Source organism: Desulfocicer niacini, assembly GCF_054657595.1.
In genome coordinates, this window is record NZ_BAAHYK010000038.1 from 30,381 (window position 1) to 48,133 (window position 17,753).

Genomic DNA, 17,753 nt, shown 5'->3' on the forward strand with positions numbered 1-17,753 from the left:
GGTTTGAGATATGATAGTAGCCGATAAAAAGCCCATTGAAGAGATCATAGAAACGGTCAAGGCCTACGACCGAATCCTGGTGTTGGGGTGTAACGAATGTGTCACTGTGTGCGAGGCCGGTGGGAAAAAAGAGGTGGAGGTACTGGCATCGGCCCTTAGAATGCATTTTATCCAGCAGGGCCAGAAGAAAACCTTTGATGAACATACCCTGGAACGGCAGTGTGACCATGAATACCTGGAGGAGATCCGGAATGTCATGGACAACTATGATGCGGTGCTCTCCCTGGCCTGTGGGGTGGGGGTGCAGTTCATGGCGGAAAAATATCACACCACGCCTTTGATCCCCGGGGTGAATACCTGCTTTCTGGGGGCCACGGAAAAAAGAGGGTTGTGGACGGAGCGGTGCCAGGCCTGCGGGTCCTGTGTGCTGGCCACCACCGCCGGTATCTGCCCCATCTCCCGGTGCGCCAAGCGGGTGATGAACGGTCCTTGCGGCGGTTCCACCGGCGGCAAGTGCGAGATCAACAAGGATGTGGACTGTGCATGGCAGCTGATCATTGATCGATTGAGGGATCTGGATCGCTTGGATGACTACGAAATTGTGACCCCCATCAAGGACTGGTCAACGGAGCGGGCCGGTGGACCCAGAACTGTGTCAAGGGAGGATGTCCAGGTATGAAGATGAACACACCAAGCAAGCTTGAGAAGGTTTTTAGATCGGGGCACATTGCAGTGACTTCAGAATGCGGTCCCCCCCGGGGCAGTGACCCCGAAGCGGTGACTTCCAAAGGGGCTTTGATAAAAGACCATGTGGATGCGGTGAACATCACCGACAATCAGACTGCCATGACCCGCATGAGTTCCCTTGCTGCCTGTATTCATTTAAAACAGATGGGGCTTGAACCCATTTTACAGATGGTGACAAGGGATCGCAACCGGGTGGCCCTGCAGAGTGATCTTTTGGGGGCAGCCTCCTTTGATATTCACAATGTGCTGTGCCTTTCCGGGGATCATCAAAGTTTCGGGGACTGCGCCCAGGGACAGAATGTCCATGATCTGGATTCCATGCAGCTGGTCCAGACGGTACGTCACATGCGCGATGAAGGAAAATTTCTGGGGGGGGATGACATTAAACGCCCCCCCAGGATGTTTGTGGGGGCCGCAGCCAATCCCTTTGCCGATCCCTTTGAAATCCGGGTGCCGCGCCTGGCCAAGAAAATAGCCTGTGGGGCGGAATTTATCCAAACCCAGTGTATTTACAATATAGATAAATTTGAGGAGTGGATGCGACGGGTGAGAGACCGTGGACTGCATGAAAAGACATTCATCATGGCCGGTATGACCCCCATGAAATCAGCGCCCATGGCCAAGTTCATGAAAAACCGGGTGCCGGGCATGGATGTCCCCGATGAGATCATTGCCCGCCTTGCCGGGGTGGAAAAGAAAAAACAGGCCCAGGAAGGCATTGACATCTGCGTTGAGCACATCCAGCGCTTAAAAGAGGTGGAGGGCATCGCAGGCTTTCACATCATGGCCATTGAGTGGGAGGAGAAGGTGCCGGAGATCGTGGAGAGAAGCGGGCTTTATCCGCGTCCTGAGGTGTAGGCAAGGCAGTCCGTACACCAACATCACACAAATAAAAAGTATAAAAAACCCCGAACAGACTGGTTTCTGTTCGGGTTTTTTTATGTGGTATTCCAAAAAAAATCAGATATTTTTTTGACAAAAATTGATATTATTAAGATAGTAACAAAAATAATGGTTCGGATAGTTTTTTGCTATCACCATATCCAGTAAAACATAACTCTTTGGAATTATTCTTGAGTCATAAGTCTTTTTGAGGAAGAAAAACGCAATTGCCCCTCAAACATCACGCTATAATCCATTTAATCCTTTATCTGTCGTTGCTGTTACGTTTGGGCTTGATTCTAACTCCGCCCACCAACCTCTAAGTAACTAATTTTTTACAATTTCTTGGTCGTGCTGGATAATCCATTTTATCCAGTAAAAATTCAAATAAGTCATTCGGCTCAGCCTCAAAAAATCTTCCGGCAGCCGTTGTTTCGTCCCGTCTTTTAACGTAATAATTGTGTATGACTGTGAGCGCTTGCAAATGTCGGTTGCTCAGTTGATGAATCCCTTGGTGCCGCAGAGCAAGTTGTGCTTCCTCCCTTCAACGCAGGAACTTGATCTTTGAAAAGATTGAGCGCAATCCTTAGCGGCTTTGTCCAGTTTTTCAATTTCACAATCGCAGATTATTTTACCCAAGTTTTCATGATTTTCAATAATCGAAAGCAACTTCCTGGATTTTTTGATTTTTTCCTCAAAGTGGGGTCTGCGACCCCGGGGACGTTTTTCAGCGCAATCGAAATTTTCACTTTTTGCCTCAATTTCTCCGAACTGCTCAATTTCTCCGAACTGAATGATCTTATAATCCAGTTGCTGAGAAACTCCTCGCTGAGATGAGTAGGTTTTACCGATTGGAACAAATCCGCTGCTTGGCTTGTGGACAGGCGAACGGGCAAGCAAATTGCACAAATTTATCCCCAGGATAAGATAAAAAATGCTTCCGGTCAAAGACGCATCAGATCCAAACCCCAAGAGACCCGGCTGCCTGATGAAATTTTAAGCGAGCAAGAACCGGCATTGCTGCGAAAGATCCTGGCTGAATACGCAGAAACCGGCATGCCTGTAGCCTACCTTCTTAAATAAAAATTAAACCAGACAAGATTGCATTACATAGATCTTTTAGATTATTTTTTCGAGTTTTTTGAAAAATTGATCGTCAACGTTGATCCATACATTATCCCTTTGAACGCTTCATATTCGAAGGCACCAGCAGCATCGTGTTCAAATGCGTATGCGCATAAATGATAGGTTCCGATTTTATTAATAGGTATTAAAACTTCCCCTTTTTGATTTGTTTTAAATTGTTTTTCAGTACCGTCAGAGGACAAAAGCGTTACTTCTGACCGTGGATAAGGATTTGAAAAAAACATCACACGAAGTAAGAGCCCATTTTCTATCCCAACAGGTACGATTTGAAAAGGCATGTGAGGTGACTCTGCCAAACCAGAAAGTTCTTCAGCTTTATTTACTTGGATATATCGACCGTAGAAAAAATCAAGCCGACCATGATAGATGCCATACAAACTACTGTGATCCAATGAAAATGGTGGTTTTATTTCTCCTATATCTCCTTTTAGATATTTTAGACCATTTTCTGTAACCTCATCATTTAATTTAATTTGGTTTGGTTCCGCATTTGTCGTCTGGAGCCATGTTTTCCCTCTTTTGGCAATTGGCTCGATGTAATTTCCATCACTAGGACCAACATTATGTGCAAAGTAGAGATGGACTGTTCCGTCCCCGTTTTTGTTAGCGTCACCTATAATCCATAGATTGTGGGCATACAAAGGCGTTATACAGGATGAAATAATAAGAAGAAAGAAGACCAAGCCGGAAATATTTTTTGTATTTGGTGTCAAGTGGAAAAGGCGGTTATTAACTCTCATGATATTAAATTTTCCTTTTGAAGATTATTGTCAAAATGATTAAAAAAGAAACTCAATTCCAGTAGTGATAGATCTGCCATAGACTGGTACAAGGCTTTCGGAACCAGGAGATCCTGATCCGTATACAACAGCTTCTTCGTCACTAAGGTTTTTTGCATTAACAAAAAAAGAAACCGTCGGATTCCATTGGTCAAATGCTTTTTTGTATTTAGCGCCAAAAACCCAGTAATCATTTCCCTTTAATGTGTTTGCCTTATTAAAGTAGCGATCTCCTAAGTAATCTGCCGTTAGAGAAATTTGTCCAAATGCAGAATGGTTATAGCCTACAGTCAACCCAATAAGTTGTTCCGGAATGTTTGCGAGCCAATTCCCGTTGTAATTAACGCCAGAGTCTATAAAATCCTCATATTTTGATTCTTGATATGTATAGCTGATGCTGGAGTACAACCCCGAATTAAAAGAAAGATTTAGTGATAGCTCAATACCTTTTGCCTCAGTTTCCCCAGCGTTTGTGTAAGGATCTGTTGGGTTTGGTCCTGTTTTGATCCATTTGTTTTTATATTGGTTCAGGAACAGGGCGGTATTATAATTCAACCATGGGAGCGGACTTCCTCTAAATCCAACTTCATAAGAACGGACTTCCTCTGGATCTAAACCTGATGAATATGCAGCTCCTGGAACACGAGCAGGACTTTTAAAACCGCTGTTAAAGCCTGCAAAAACATTTAATGCATTATTAACCGTATACGTTGCTCCCAGTTTTGGGCTGATTGCCTCATCTGATTGCCCTACTGTATTGGAAACTTTGACTCTCCCCGTTTGATTCTGTTCGTAAGAATCAAATCGTGCACCGAAGGATACCGTCAATGCATCTGTAACAGACAATTCATCGATGATATAGGCTGCGTATGAAATATCTTCTCGGAGAGTGTCTTTGAGCTTTGTCTGGCGGACACCATTTAAAACAGTGAACATTTGGTTAATAATTTCATGTTCACGGTACTCTCCTCCGAAAAGAATTGTATTACCCATACCGGCTATCTCATGCTTTAACGCATATGTGATGGCTGGGAAAATCTCCCACTCGTCAAATTCAAAGTCAGAACCAAAGTTCATGGTAACCCATTCATCTTTTCCGGTTAATTTGATTTGCAGCTCATTCTCTCCAATTTTCTTTTTTAATACTAAAGCAGCTAAATTATAATCGTTTTCAAAAGCGTCTGATGTGCCTGGATTCTGGCTTGGATCTGCATCGAACTGGGTTTGAGTAAGTGTTTTGGGCCAAGCACCTTTTGAGTCCATATGTGATCCGTGGAATTCCAATTTCATGGTATCATCAAATTCATATGCAAACCGTGTATAAAAACTTGTCGGGTCATAAAAAACATTATCTTGATAACCATCACTCTGTGAAAAAGAAAAATCCATAAAGTACTCCAAACGGTCATTGCTACCGTTGATCACACCAAAAAAATTTGTATAATCAAAGCTACCGTATGAAAATCCTACCTTTGCTTCCAATGGCTTGGGAGAAACTCGTGTCACAACATTAATTACCCCACCTACTGCCTGGTCTCCATATTCAGCAGATGCGGTTTTAATTATTTCAATCCGTTCGATATCGTTTATCGGGATTCTTGTGGGCACTGTATAACCGTTCCCTTTATTGAATTCTATGCCATTGACCAAGAAACGAAGCCCCCAAGTCGTGGGCTCTGAACCTCTTGAACTATATACTCCGTCGTTTGCCACTCCGGATTGATATTGCGGAACATATAAACCTGGTACCTGTCGCAGCAATTCATTGATATTGGTTGCCTCAGGCATCCTTTCGATATCTTCGCGAGTGATGACATCAATGTTAGTCGGCGTCTTTTCAATACTCGTTTCAACCTTTGCAGCAGTAACAGTGATTTCTCCTAAATTATAGGGATTTTCCTCTTTACTCATTGCACTGCTGGAAGAACTATATACAAATAGGATAACAATGGTCCAAATAATCATACGGTTAGATCTGTTTTTCATCCTTTTCTTTACCTTTTCTTTAATTGTGTGGTCAAAAAAAAATAGCCTTAATAATGCCATTATGTCTGATTCTACAGTGATCCTGATTTCTGATAAAATTTAGATACTGGAAAAAACTTGAAGGAAAGATGGTTTGATGGTATGAAAACACCAAGCATTCTTCCTGATAAGGCAAGGGGGCTTACCGAGAAAGGCAGCGGTTACTTTTGTCGGTTGCAGCTGCCTTTCCTTACCTGAACTGTTTAAGAGTTTTTAACTCTATCTTTTTTTATGTGTTTTTGTTTTCTCCTCATGTCTTAAGCTCCCCCCAAAAAAAAAAGCCACAAAAGGACGTACTCCGTTCACGGAGAGTCGCCTTCATGGCTTTTGATTCAACAATAAATTTTATGAATTGTTAGGAAGCGACTTCTTGCCGCTGATTAGATCTGTTTTTTTAAAGGGTACAGGTTCCTCAACAATCTTGGCCTTTCATATAGAATAGGGCACTACGGCTTGTCAACCAAAAGATTGAACATTTTTGCGATCCAGGTATAGAATATCAAAAATGTACCACTGATTTTTTTGTAATTTGTATGTGTTAAGTGCCACAATAAAACAACCAGATGAAGGCAAAGATTTTCAGAGTAAGTTGACCAAAAATCAGTGATGTCCGGTTAGGTCCTAGCGTGTTGATAAAAAATATAAAACACTTCAAAAGTAAACCCCCCGGCTTTGCCGAGGCCCCACAAAAGTTTGACTCAAGGGGGTATCGGCCATTGAAAATGACTTTTGAAGACCAGCTCAATGCTTTATTCTTCTATCACCTTCAAGAGCATGAGTCCCCAAGGGATCTTGTCCAGTACATGAAAGAAGATGATTTTGCCAAAAACAACATAGCGCCTGATGGTGATATCAGTCTCAGCAGTTTTTGTGAAGCCATTAATGATAGAGGGCTCGAACAGCTTCAGTATGTCTTTGAGGAACTTTGTAAAAAAGCCCGCAAGGTTTTGCCAGCCCAATACTCAGATCTTGGTGATCTTGTTTCTATTGACGGATCATTGATAAATGCTGTCCTTACAATGTATTGGGCAGATTACAGGAAAGGTTCCAAAAAAGCCAAGGGTCATTTTTGTTTTGATGTTAACCGCCAAATTCCGCTGAAAGTCTATCATGTTTCAAGCCGGGTATCTGACCATTCAGGGCCGGCTGCAGTTCGGGAGCATGACGGCATACTGCCTGGATTTTCCGAACCTGGAAGTAAAAATGAGTTTTCCGGTCGTAATTCATTAATTCCCCGGATAGGGTTCTGTCCGGGGAATATGTTAATTCACGGGCTTGATCACAAGCCAGAGTCCGTTGATCCACCAATTGTGACGGTGACAGATCCTGTTATCAAACCTTAACCCGCCAGCTGCTTTAGCAGAAACTCGGTGGCCTCCTGGCAGGTAACCCTGTTTTTACCGCCATTGGGTACCAGGTTTGCCGTTGTCAGGGCATCCACCGCCTTAAATACAGCGGTCATAAGATCAGGATATCCAATGAAGTCAAGCAATTCACCCGTTGCCTTGACCACGGCCACAGGGGAAGAAAAATGGCCCCGGTTTTCCTGCATCATGCGGGTACCGGTGCCGCCGCCTGCTTCAAACATGCCCTGGGTAAAGGATAAATTGGCAGATCCCACACCGCCAATGCCGCCCACATACATGCCGGCCTCATCCCCTGCCATGTCCCCCACAATATTGTTGCACACCAGGGTTGTTAAGGGAAATTCTTTGCCGGTTTTTTCGCCCTTCATGGCTTTGAGTTTTTCCGGCTGGGTCACAGTGTAGGAAAAATCATCGGGTTTGACACTTAAATAATCGAGATCAGGAAAATTGGCATCAATGTAGGCCTTGGCCCAGTTCAGAGACGCTGCATCGGGTTTGATTACATTGTCTTTAAAGTTCAGCACCACACCACCGGACTTTCTTTCCACGGCATGGAGACAGGCCATGTGGGTGAGGCGCTCAATGTCTATTCTTGCCTGGGGCCAGAAGCACAGGGCGTATTCTTCCTGTCCATTGAGGCTTGAAACCCCTGCGGATTTTGCATCCTGGTAGGGGGTACCCAGATTGCACCGGAACACGGTAAAATTAATGCCCATGTCATCGTTTTTAATATTGCGCTGGCAGGCAAACAGGTCCATGTACTGGCGCATCCACACATTGGCACTGGGTACATTGGGATATTTGGAGCTGTCCGGGGTTTCCAGGGGCATTTTCAAGATCACATCACACTGGTCAATGACATCAATGGATGTCTTGGGGGCCACCACATCCAGTTCCAGGCGTTTTTCAATGGTGAGGTCCGGGATTTCCACCACGGAGATGTCTCCGGCTTCAATCTCTTTGGCAAGAAGGGATTCAAGGATGGTGCGGGCGGCCTCGGCCACAATGGGGCCAATGCCGTCTCCAGGGGCAAATCCAATTTTAAGCGGTCGTTTGGTGCTCAAAGCCACGGGATTAAACTGTCCTCTGGTTTGGATGGCTTTTTCAACCCGTGCCTTTTCCTGGGTCAGCAGGGTGAAGAGTGCATCAAAGGGGTTATAACTACCTTCAAACATATTTACATATTCACTCATTGTGTCTCCTTTGGGGAATATTATTTTCCGGAATTTGAACAAAGCGGGGTGTAATGCTTTGTTTTTATAAGAAACTCAGTCCAAGACCCTGAAATGATGAGAGTTTCAATTTTTGTTGGGGCAGATGACTTCTGCCATGTAATTTATACGAAGAATCCATGCATACTGCAAGAACAAATGTGGGGCTTGGTCGCAATATGGGTCGCTTTGGGGATGCGTCTGACTTATTAAATGTGACAGATGGCTCCTATTGTGAGCAAGTCTGAAATATACTGATGGGAAAAGACCGATGCATGGAATTGAAGGCTTTGCTTGAGAAATAATTTTACCTGTGTAAAATTGAATGTGCTTCTCCATTGCATAAGAGGGGCTGGGGGTGTAATAAAGCCTTAAAAAAAATAAGGAGCGTATATGATAAACAGCCAGAGATTGTCACATAATTTTACCCAATTTGTCCAGATTGATTCCATTTCCAGGGAAGAGGCACAGATTGCTGAAGTTTTAAAAACCATGCTGGAACAACGCGGTGCCACGGTGACCATGGATGGCGCAGGAAAAATCATCGGGGGTAACTGTGGAAACCTGGTGGCAAAGTTCAAAGGCACCGTGGATGTTGAACCCCTTCTCCTTTCAGGGCACATGGATACCGTGGAGCCGGGCAGGGGGGTAAAGGTGGTGTTTGAAGATGGGGTTTTTACAAGTGACGGCACCACCATTCTGGGTTCAGATGACAAGTCTGCACTGGCCATTATTTTTGAGGTGCTGGATGTCATAAAGGAAAATAATCTGCCCCATCCCCCCATTGATGTTGTGTTCACCGTGGCCGAAGAAGTGGGGCTTTTAGGGGCAAAGGCCTTTGACCTGTCCATGATTGATGCAAAGATCGGATACATTCTTGATTCCACCGATCGGGACGGCATTGTCACCCGGGCTCCGGCGGCCAACCGCTTTACCATTAAAATTCATGGCAAGGATGCCCATGCCGGTGCCTTTCCTGAAAATGGTATAAATGCAATTTCCGTTGCTTCCCGGGCCATTTCCGGACTTCAGCTTGGCAGGATTGACGGAGAAACCACCTGCAACATCGGGTTGATTCATGGTGGAAAGGCCACCAATATCGTTCCGGACCTGGTGACTGTCCATGGGGAGGCCAGAAGCCATGATACGGCAAAATTAAAAACAGTAACAGAAACCATTATCAACAGTTTCTACACGGCCGCTGATTCTTTCAAAGTAGAAAATGGCGCTCTTCCCCGCGTGGAGGTGGATCTGGAACAGGATTTCCCCGCCACACATGTTCCCGAAGATCACCGGGTGGTTCAGCTGGCCTGCCGAGCCGCTGAAAATCTGGGGAAAGGCATGGCCATAAAAACCATTGGCGGGGGGGCGGATGCCAATATTTTCTTTGGTAAAGGCGTTGTTACCGGCGTTTTGTGCACCGGCATGACCGATGTACACACTGTGCGGGAGTCCATACAGCTTGAAGACATGGTGGGAACTGCCCATCTGCTTCTGGAGATTATCCGCATTCATGTTGAAGGAGATCTGTAAGTGGCCGTGATTGCCTATTTTGATATTTTTTCCGGTACAAGTGGAGACATGACTCTGGGGGCTCTCATTGATCTGGGGGTGCCCTTGGCATGGCTTAAAGAACAACTTATCGCCATGCCCCTGACGGGTTTTGATATTAAAGCCACAGCTGTGTGGTGCAATGGTATTAAAGCCATGGATATCTGTGTGACCGAACAGGAAAATGTGTCCCCAAAAAATTACAGGGATATAAAAACGTTGATATCCAGTGCACCGTTTTCTTCCCGGGTGATTGAGCAAAGCCTTGGGGCTTTTCAAAAGATTGCCCTGGCCGAATCCGCCATCCATGGTTCAGATCTGGAGTCCGTTCACTTCCATGAGGTGGGCGGCATTGATGCCCTTGTGGACATTGTGGGGTCTTTTCTCTGTGCCGAATACCTTGGCATTGAAAGGGTTCATGCATCCCCTGTGCCCCTTGGCAGGGGATTTGTCACCTGCAGCCATGGAATTATCCCGGTACCGGCTCCTGCCACCCTGGGCATTTTAAAAGGGGTTCCCGTGACGGCCTCGTGCATAGGCATGGAAAATGTCACCCCCACCGGTGCCGCCATTATCACCACCCTGGCCCAGTCCTTTGGGTCCATGCCGGACATGCTGATGGGCCAGGTGGGATATGGGGCGGGTAAGCGAAAATCAGACACCGGTGTACCCAATCTGCTTCGTGTCATCACCGGAACCTCAGAGTCCTGTTCTGATACGCCCTTTGTTAAACAGGAAACGGTGTGGGTGATGGAAACCACCATTGATGACATGAATCCCGAGGTGTCGGGATATATGATGGACAAGCTCTTTGAGCAAGGGGCGCTGGATGTGTGCTTCATGCCTTTGCATATGAAGAAAAACCGTCCTGGAACCCGGCTGGAAGTACTCTGTCATGAAGAGACACTTGAAGAATTAATGAATTTGATTTTAACCCAGAGCTCTTCCACCGGTGTGCGTTTTAATAAGGTTCGACGGGGAGTGCTTAAGCGTGAAATTGTTACCGTACCCACCTGCTTTGGGCGGATAAAAGCCAAAAAAATTATTGATCCCACAGGGAAGCCGCGTATTGTTCCCGAGTATGAGGTGTGTCGCAGTCTGGCTGAAGAAAAAAATATACCCCTGAAGGATGTGTATGCTAGAATTTTATCCGATGTTCAGAATATGGATTCTCACTGTGATGGGGGTAATGATTTTTCCGGCGGGCGCATGCATGGGCATGATTATTACCAGGCCCATGACCATCCCCATTCACAAGACCATGACCACCATCATGATTTCGATATTGCTCATGAAAAAGGCCATGGCCACAATACGGTAAAGGAGCGTGAAAAATGACCCTGGGACAACGGATTTTTATGTTTGCGGCCACCGGCGCCATGGTGGGATATGCCCCGGTGGCCCCGGGAACCTGGGGCACCCTGGTGGGAATTCCCCTGGTTTTGCTTTGTAATCTTGTACCCCCATCATGGCAGACCTTTGCCGTGGTGCTGTTCATCATGGGGGCCATCTGGGTGGCCCAGGAGGCGGAGAAGATATTTGACAGAAAAGATCCCGGTGCCATTGTCATTGATGAGATGGCTGGATATCTGGTGGCCCTGTGCGGTGTACCGGTGGGCTTTTCTTCTTTGTCTGCAGGCTTTCTGGTGTTTCGATTTTTTGATATTGTAAAACCCTTCCCGATAAGATATTTTGAACGACAATTCTCAGGAGGAGCAGGGATTGTACTGGATGATATTTTTGCAGGTCTCTATACCGGGCTTGTTTTGAGGTTCTTTTTTTGATAAAAAATGATGGTTTGATCATAAGGCCGGAATGATGATCAGGCCTGACAATAAAAAATTACGGGCCTGGTCATAACATGGGCCATTTGGGGGAAAGGTCAGGCTTGCGTTATTGGCATTATTGTTGGTTTTGGCGTTTGCACAGACGGTGCTCGATAACGCCAATAACACAAGTCTGACCCCGTTGACCCCATAATTGTGAATAGCGATTGATGTATAACCACGTCCAAAATTACCCTTAATAACAGGGTGGGAGATAAAGCAGATGGCGGAATCAACGGAAAAAGAAAAAGCCGTAAAGTCGGCAATGAGTCAGATAGAGCGGCAGTTTGGGAAAGGCTCCATCATGAAACTCGGTGCAAGGGAAGTGCAGGCAGTCCCGGTGATTCCAACGGGTTCACTTGCCCTTGATAAAGCCCTTGGTGTGGGGGGATATCCCCGGGGCAGGGTGATTGAAATTTATGGACCGGAATCCTCTGGTAAAACCACCTTGGCCCTCCATGCCGTGGCCGAATCCCAGAGACAGGGGGGCATTGTGGCCTTTATTGATGCCGAGCATGCCCTGGATGTCACCTATGCCAGAAAGCTTGGGGTGGATTGTGATGAACTGCTTGTGTCCCAGCCCGACACCGGAGAGCAGGCCCTGGAAATAGCCGATATGCTGGTGCGAAGTGGCGCCATTGACATCATTGTGGTTGATTCCGTGGCAGCGCTGGTTCCCCGGGCAGAGATTGAAGGAGAGATGGGGGATTCCCACATGGGACTCCAGGCACGACTCATGTCCCAGGCATTGCGTAAATTAACGGCCACCATGTCCAAAACCAATACCACGGTGATTTTCATCAACCAGATTCGCATGAAGATCGGTGTGGTGTATGGCAATCCGGAAACCACCACCGGCGGTAATGCCCTGAAGTTTTATGCCTCTGTTCGTATGGAAATCAGAAAAGCCGCAGCCATAAAGGATGGCCAGGATGTCACAGGTAACCGCACCAAGGTAAAGGTGGTAAAAAATAAACTGGCACCCCCGTTTAAAAGTGTGGAATTTGATCTCATGTACGGGGAAGGCATTTCCAGGACAGGTGATCTGCTGGACATGGGGGTGGATCTGGAAATCATAGAAAAAAGTGGGGCCTGGTATTCCTTTGACGGGGAGCGCATCGGCCAGGGACGTCAGAATGTTAAAGCTTTTTTCCTGGATAATCCGGACCTGTTTGAAAAAATCCAGCGCCTGGTGCGGGAAAAACTTGGCATATCTGTTAATGCCCCCAAGCCTGGTGAGGTCCCTGCCGGGCAGCCCCAAAAATAATATAATATTTGGATAATAACACCAATGCCGTGAATGGCTTTTCAAGGAAAAGGCTCAGGAGTACGCTAATGACAGGTAAAGAAGCACGCAGAATATTTATTGAATATTTTAAAAAACATCATCACCAGGTCGTGAGGAGTTCTTCTCTTGTTCCCCAGGATGATCCGACGCTTTTGTTCACCAACGCCGGTATGGTGCAGTTCAAGCGTGTATTTACCGGTGATGAAAAAAGAGATTACAACCGGGCGGTGACCTCCCAGAAATGCGTAAGGGCCGGTGGAAAGCACAACGACCTGGAAAATGTGGGGTACACGGCCCGGCATCACACCTTTTTTGAAATGCTGGGTAATTTCTCCTTTGGCGATTATTTCAAGGAAAATGCTCTGGAATTCGGCTGGGATCTGTTGACCAACGGGTATGGGCTTGATCCTTCGAAACTCTGGGTTTCCGTTTACCTTGATGATGATGATGCCTACAAACTGTGGCGGGATCACATCGGGGTGCCCGAAGATCGCATTGTACGCCTGGGTGAAGAAGATAACTTCTGGTCCATGGGGGACACCGGTCCCTGCGGTCCTTGCAGCGAAATTCACATTGACCGGGGGGAAGCCTTTGGGTGCGGCAGCCCCGATTGTGCTGTGGGCTGTGAGTGCGATCGTTACCTGGAGCTTTGGAATCTGGTGTTCATGCAGTTTGAAAGGGATGAAACCGGTACCATGACGCCTCTGCCAAAACCCAGCATTGATACTGGCCTTGGCCTTGAACGCATTGTATCCGTGCTCCAGGATGTTCCCACCAATTATGACACGGATTTATTTGTTCCCATCATGGAGACGGTGGAGAAACTCACGGGGAAGAAGAAAACCGATTCCCGGGAAATTGAAGTGGCCATGAAGGTTATTGCCGATCACAGCCGGGCCTCGGCCTTTCTTATCAGTGATGGCATCCTTCCCTCCAACGAGGGCAGGGGATATGTGCTGCGACGCATCATGCGCCGGGCCATCCGCTATGGACGTCACATCGGCCTGACAAAACCCTTTCTTCATGAAACGGTCACCACGGTTTTTGACATCATGGATGAAGCCTATCCTGAGCTTAAGGAATCCTCGGCCTTTATTTTGAATGTGGTGAAAAACGAAGAGATAAAGTTTTCTGAAACCCTGGACATGGGGTTGAAACTGCTTCGGTCCACCATTGAAGAACTGGAAGCTGAGAATAAAAAAGAGATTCCCGGTAACCTTATTTTCATGCTTTACGATACCTATGGCTTTCCCGTGGACATTATCACCGACGTGATAAAAGAGACAGACATTACCCTGGATATGGACGGGTATGAAGCCGCCATGGCCGATCAGCGTGCCCGGTCCAAGAGTTCAAAAACCTTTGCCGGTGTGGGGGAGGCTTATAAAGAACTGACGTCCACCGGTGTCAAAACCAGATTCACCGGCTATGATGGGCTTGAGTTACGTTCCCGGTTGCTGCTTCTGGTGAAAGACAAAGAAAAAGCAGGGACGGTGGCAGTGGGAGATGCGGTGGAGATCGTCACCGAAGCAACTCCCTTTTATGCCGAGGCCGGTGGCCAGGCAGGTGATGCCGGCTGGATTCAAGGCGAAAACGGCCGGGTGAAGATTCACAATACCATTGCCGATCCATCGGGCCTGCGCATTCACCAGGGCGTTGTGGAAGAGGGATCCCTGGATGCCGGAAAAGAGGTTCTGCTCACCGTGGATAAAGAACAACGGGATCTGACGGCCCAGAATCATTCCGCCACCCATCTGTTACATGCGGCGTTAAGATCTGTGCTGGGAGATCATGTCAAACAGTCCGGTTCCCTTGTGACAAGTGATCGCCTTCGCTTTGATTTTACACATTTTTCAGCCATATCCCACGAAGAACTCCAGGCCATTGAGGAAAAGGTCAACGGATTCATCCGTGAAAATGCGGCCCTGTCCACCACGGAAATGAGCATGGATGAGGCCGTAAAATCCGGTGCCACCGCGCTTTTTGAAGAAAAATACGGTGATCGGGTCCGGGTGGTCTCCATGGGGGATTTTTCCCGGGAATTGTGCGGAGGAACCCACACCGACAGAACCGGGAGTATCGGTTTTTTTACCATTGTGTCCGAGGGCGGGATCGCCTCTGGTATCCGGCGCATAGAAGCCCTGACCGGTCCCAAAGCCCTGGAGTATGTGCACCAGAGCATGGCTCTGATCCGCAATGTGGCTGCCGCCGTGAAATCTTCCCGGGAAGATCTGTTGTCCAGGGTGGAAAACCTGGTGGCGGACAAGAAAGCCGCAGATAAAGAAGTTGTTTCCCTTAAGGCCAAAATTGCATCCAAATCCGTTGATGATATGGATGACAACATTCGTCTGATCAACGGAGTCAAGGTGCTGGCTAAAAAAGTGGAGGTGGAAAATCCCTCCCAGATGCGAGATCTGGCCGACAAGTTCAAGCTTAAAATTGGTTCCGGCGTGGTGCTTCTGGGTGCAGAATCCAATGGAAAGGCTCTTTTGATCTGCGTGGTGACCAAGGATATGACAAAGCAATTCCATGCCGGGAACATCGTTAAAAAAGCAGCCGCCATTGTGGGCGGTGGCGGTGGCGGTCGACCGGACATGGCCCAGGCCGGCGGGTCCGCACCCGAACATCTGGAAAAGGCCCTGGAATCGGTCTACGCCGTGGCTCAATAATCCCATGATAGTGTTATTTAATTAATGACTGCCTATTTTATCAGACGGCTTCTGCTGGTGATTCCCACTTTTCTGGGGATCACCATCATGGTGTTTGCCATCGCCCGGTTTGTGCCCGGAGGCCCCATGGAGCGTATCATTGCCGATGCAAGGCAGATGCAGGCCACGGGCGGAGGCAGTGCCATGTCCGGGCCTGGGGGGGGCGGATCAGGGCAGCCCCTTTCTCCGGAACAAATTGAAAAACTCAAGGTTTACTATGGGTTTGACAAGCCTCTTATGACAAGCTATGTGCTGTGGCTTGGAAAGGTGCTTAAAGGGGATTTGGGGCGTTCCACCCGGTATTATGATCCGGTATGGGATATGATAAAAGAGCGGATTCCCATCTCTCTTTACTTTGGTGTGCTCACCACCCTGATTGTCTATGGGGTGTGCATACCCCTTGGTATTGCCAAGGCCATTGGGCATCGAAGCGGGTTTGATAATATCTCTTCGGTGATTATTTTCACGGGGTACGCCATACCTGGCTGGGTGGCAGGGGTGATGCTCCTGGTGCTGTTTTCCTCCCGCATGGATCTTTTTCCCCTGGGGGGACTGGTGTCGGACCTGTTTTTTGATCTGACCCTGTTTGAAAAAATACGAGACATTGCCTGGCATACCCTTTTGCCCCTTCTGTCCTATGTGCTGGGTTCCTTCACCGTCATGACCCTGTTAATGAAAAACACCCTCATGGATAATCTGGGAGCCGATTATGTCAGAACCGCCGTGGCCAAGGGCTTGTCCTTCCGGCAGGCGGTGTTTCGCCATGCCTTAAGAAACAGTCTGATTCCCATTGCCACGCATTTTGGCAACAACGTATCCATTATTCTCATGGGCTCTTTTCTCATTGAAAAGGTCTTTAACATCAACGGTATGGGGCTTCTGGGGTATGAATCCGTGGTGGACCGGGATTATCCCGTGGTTATGGGGATTCTGGTGATTTCGTCTTTATTGTTCATGCTGGGCAACATTTTGTCTGATGTGTGTGTGGCCCTGGTGGACCCCCGGGTGAGGTTTAAATGAAAATCAACCCCTTGACCCGGAAAAAATGGAAACGTTTTGTCTCCATCAAAAGGGGATTCTTTTCGTTCCTGATTTTGCTGAGCTTGATTTTTCTTTCTCTTTTTGCCGAGGTGTTCGTCAACAGCCGTGCCCTGGTGGTGCGATACCAGGGAACCTTTTATTTTCCCACCTATGGCCAGATGATCCCCGGCACCACCTTTGGTCTGGATTATGATTATGAGACCAATTACCGGGAACTGAAACAAAAAATCGCAGAAAATCAGTTGTCGGGGGGAAATTCGGGCGATTTTGTTCTCATGCCCCCGGTTCCGTACAACGCCTACGAAAATGATCTCAAAGAGGGAAGCTATCCCCCCTTTGCACCCTCCCTTGCCGATCAGCATTATTTCGGTACGGACAATGTAGGAAGGGATGTGCTGGCAAGGCTTTTGTACGGATTTCGCACCGCCATGGCCTTTTCCCTGATTTTATTGCTGCTCAATTATTCCATCGGCATCAGTCTCGGCTGCTGCATGGGCTATTTCGGCGGGAAATTTGATCTTATTTTCCAGCGGATTCTGGAAGTGTGGAGCAATATTCCTTTTTTGTATGTGGTGATCATCGTTTCATCCATCATTGTACCTGATTTTATGATTTTGCTTTTCATCATGGCCTTTTTCGGCTGGATCAACATGACCTGGGTCATGCGCACCATGACCTACCGGGAAAAGGAGCGTGAATATGTTCTGGCGGCCCGCTCCCTTGGTGCCTCCCATGCACGGATCATTTTTAAACATATTATTCCCAATACCCTTTCCGTCATCGTCACCTATGCGCCCTTTGCCATCTCCGGCGGCATTGTGGCCTTGACCTCCCTGGATTATCTTGGGTTCGGGCTTCCGGCCCCCACCCCCAGCTGGGGGGAACTGCTTGAGCAGGGCTGGACCAACATGGAGGCTTGGTGGATTTCTTCTTCCGTGGTGGGTGCCCTGGTTTTGACTCTAATGGTGGTGACTTTCACCGGAGAGGCCATCAGAGAAGCCTTTGATCCCAGGATGTATACCATCTACACCTGATGTCGTTGTACTGTTTTGCAGCTCCTTTTTTGTTAAACGCGGCAGATGTTGCCATTCATGAACCCCGCCTTTTTTTCTGAATCGACACTCCCGTATTTCATTCCCACTTTTACCATCTGCCATTATCCGCGATAATCCTCTGAATGAA

General features: G+C 47.4%; 14 protein-coding genes and 1 pseudogene. 10 read left to right on the top strand and 5 right to left on the bottom strand.

The genetic code is table 11. From position 1 onward, the window contains the following. Positions 1–10 precede the first annotated feature (10 nt). The gene (locus ACYQ2M_RS18385) at positions 11–679 is read left to right on the top strand and encodes a methylenetetrahydrofolate reductase C-terminal domain-containing protein (protein ID WP_459917838.1); all 669 of its coding nucleotides are present in this window, start codon (positions 11–13) and stop codon (positions 677–679) included. Further along, positions 676–1,605, top strand: coding sequence for a methylenetetrahydrofolate reductase (locus tag ACYQ2M_RS18390; RefSeq protein WP_459917839.1), 930 nt, complete (start codon positions 676–678; stop codon positions 1,603–1,605). Before ACYQ2M_RS18385 ends, ACYQ2M_RS18390 begins: the two co-directional genes overlap by 4 nt. 343 nt (positions 1,606–1,948) lie before the next feature. Here the strand turns inward: ACYQ2M_RS18390 and ACYQ2M_RS18395 are convergent, their stop codons facing one another. From ACYQ2M_RS18395 to ACYQ2M_RS18410, 4 genes are all read right to left on the bottom strand, one after another. Next, positions 1,949–2,113, bottom strand: coding sequence for a DUF6399 domain-containing protein (locus ACYQ2M_RS18395; protein ID WP_459917840.1), 165 nt, complete (start codon positions 2,111–2,113; stop codon positions 1,949–1,951). 11 nt (positions 2,114–2,124) lie between these two features. Next, positions 2,125–2,538, bottom strand: a complete 414-nt coding sequence (locus ACYQ2M_RS18400) for a DUF6399 domain-containing protein (RefSeq protein ID WP_459917841.1) — start codon at positions 2,536–2,538, stop codon at positions 2,125–2,127. Positions 2,539–2,753: 215 nt separating this feature from the next. Continuing rightward, positions 2,754–3,515, bottom strand: a complete 762-nt coding sequence (locus ACYQ2M_RS18405) for a hypothetical protein (protein WP_459917842.1) — start codon at positions 3,513–3,515, stop codon at positions 2,754–2,756. Positions 3,516–3,554: 39 nt separating this feature from the next. After that, positions 3,555–5,540, bottom strand: coding sequence for a TonB-dependent receptor family protein (locus tag ACYQ2M_RS18410; protein WP_459917843.1), 1,986 nt, complete (start codon positions 5,538–5,540; stop codon positions 3,555–3,557). Positions 5,541–6,256: 716 nt separating this feature from the next. Between ACYQ2M_RS18410 and ACYQ2M_RS18415 the strand changes: the two are divergent. Then, a pseudogene (locus ACYQ2M_RS18415) lies at positions 6,257–6,688 on the top strand (transposase); the annotation flags it as partial. 230 nt (positions 6,689–6,918) lie between these two features. On the opposite strand, the gene ACYQ2M_RS18420 reads toward ACYQ2M_RS18415, so the two are convergent. Continuing rightward, entirely contained in the window at positions 6,919–8,139 is a 1,221-nt protein-coding gene (locus ACYQ2M_RS18420; RefSeq protein WP_459917844.1) for an isocitrate/isopropylmalate family dehydrogenase, read from the bottom strand. Positions 8,140–8,550: 411 nt separating this feature from the next. Between ACYQ2M_RS18420 and ACYQ2M_RS18425 the strand changes: the two genes are divergently transcribed. The 7 genes from ACYQ2M_RS18425 to ACYQ2M_RS18455 all read left to right on the top strand — a co-directional run bounded on the left by ACYQ2M_RS18425 (position 8,551) and on the right by ACYQ2M_RS18455 (position 17,605). Beyond that, positions 8,551–9,690, top strand: coding sequence for a M20/M25/M40 family metallo-hydrolase (locus ACYQ2M_RS18425; protein WP_459917845.1), 1,140 nt, complete (start codon positions 8,551–8,553; stop codon positions 9,688–9,690). Continuing rightward, positions 9,691–11,046, top strand: a complete 1,356-nt coding sequence (gene larC / locus ACYQ2M_RS18430) for a nickel pincer cofactor biosynthesis protein LarC (RefSeq protein ID WP_459917846.1) — start codon at positions 9,691–9,693, stop codon at positions 11,044–11,046. Further along, a complete protein-coding gene (locus tag ACYQ2M_RS18435; protein WP_459917847.1) occupies positions 11,043–11,492 on the top strand; it encodes a phosphatidylglycerophosphatase A family protein in 450 nt (149 codons plus the stop codon). The genes larC and ACYQ2M_RS18435 overlap by 4 nt, the downstream gene beginning before the upstream one ends. 265 nt (positions 11,493–11,757) lie before the next feature. After that, positions 11,758–12,801 (top strand): recombinase RecA, encoded by a 1,044-nt coding sequence (gene recA / locus ACYQ2M_RS18440; RefSeq protein WP_459917848.1) that lies wholly within the window; start codon positions 11,758–11,760, stop codon positions 12,799–12,801. A 68-nt stretch (positions 12,802–12,869) separates the two neighbouring features. Continuing rightward, the gene (gene alaS, locus ACYQ2M_RS18445) at positions 12,870–15,491 is read left to right on the top strand and encodes an alanine--tRNA ligase (RefSeq protein ID WP_459917849.1); all 2,622 of its coding nucleotides are present in this window, start codon (positions 12,870–12,872) and stop codon (positions 15,489–15,491) included. Between the two features lie 24 nt (positions 15,492–15,515). After that, on the top strand, positions 15,516–16,550 hold the full coding sequence (locus tag ACYQ2M_RS18450) for an ABC transporter permease subunit (protein ID WP_459917850.1): 1,035 nt from the start codon (positions 15,516–15,518) through the stop codon (positions 16,548–16,550). Then, the gene (locus ACYQ2M_RS18455; RefSeq protein WP_459917851.1) at positions 16,547–17,605 is read left to right on the top strand and encodes an ABC transporter permease subunit; all 1,059 of its coding nucleotides are present in this window, start codon (positions 16,547–16,549) and stop codon (positions 17,603–17,605) included. The genes ACYQ2M_RS18450 and ACYQ2M_RS18455 overlap by 4 nt, the downstream gene beginning before the upstream one ends. The last annotated feature ends 148 nt before the right edge of the window (positions 17,606–17,753 follow it).

Excerpts from the sequence above, each read along its gene's own strand:
- ACYQ2M_RS18385 (WP_459917838.1), top strand. The coding sequence starts at position 11 with ATGATAGTAGCCGATAAAAAGCCCATTGAAGAGATCATAGAAACGGTC.
- ACYQ2M_RS18390 (WP_459917839.1), top strand. The coding sequence starts at position 676 with ATGAAGATGAACACACCAAGCAAGCTTGAGAAGGTTTTTAGATCGGGG.
- ACYQ2M_RS18405 (WP_459917842.1), bottom strand. The coding sequence starts at position 3,515 with ATGAGAGTTAATAACCGCCTTTTCCACTTGACACCAAATACAAAAAAT.
- ACYQ2M_RS18410 (WP_459917843.1), bottom strand. The coding sequence starts at position 5,540 with ATGAAAAACAGATCTAACCGTATGATTATTTGGACCATTGTTATCCTA.
- ACYQ2M_RS18420 (WP_459917844.1), bottom strand. The coding sequence starts at position 8,139 with ATGAGTGAATATGTAAATATGTTTGAAGGTAGTTATAACCCCTTTGAT.
- ACYQ2M_RS18425 (WP_459917845.1), top strand. The coding sequence starts at position 8,551 with ATGATAAACAGCCAGAGATTGTCACATAATTTTACCCAATTTGTCCAG.
- ACYQ2M_RS18435 (WP_459917847.1), top strand. The coding sequence starts at position 11,043 with ATGACCCTGGGACAACGGATTTTTATGTTTGCGGCCACCGGCGCCATG.
- recA (WP_459917848.1), top strand. The coding sequence starts at position 11,758 with ATGGCGGAATCAACGGAAAAAGAAAAAGCCGTAAAGTCGGCAATGAGT.
- alaS (WP_459917849.1), top strand. The coding sequence starts at position 12,870 with ATGACAGGTAAAGAAGCACGCAGAATATTTATTGAATATTTTAAAAAA.
- ACYQ2M_RS18450 (WP_459917850.1), top strand. The coding sequence starts at position 15,516 with ATGACTGCCTATTTTATCAGACGGCTTCTGCTGGTGATTCCCACTTTT.
- ACYQ2M_RS18455 (WP_459917851.1), top strand. The coding sequence starts at position 16,547 with ATGAAAATCAACCCCTTGACCCGGAAAAAATGGAAACGTTTTGTCTCC.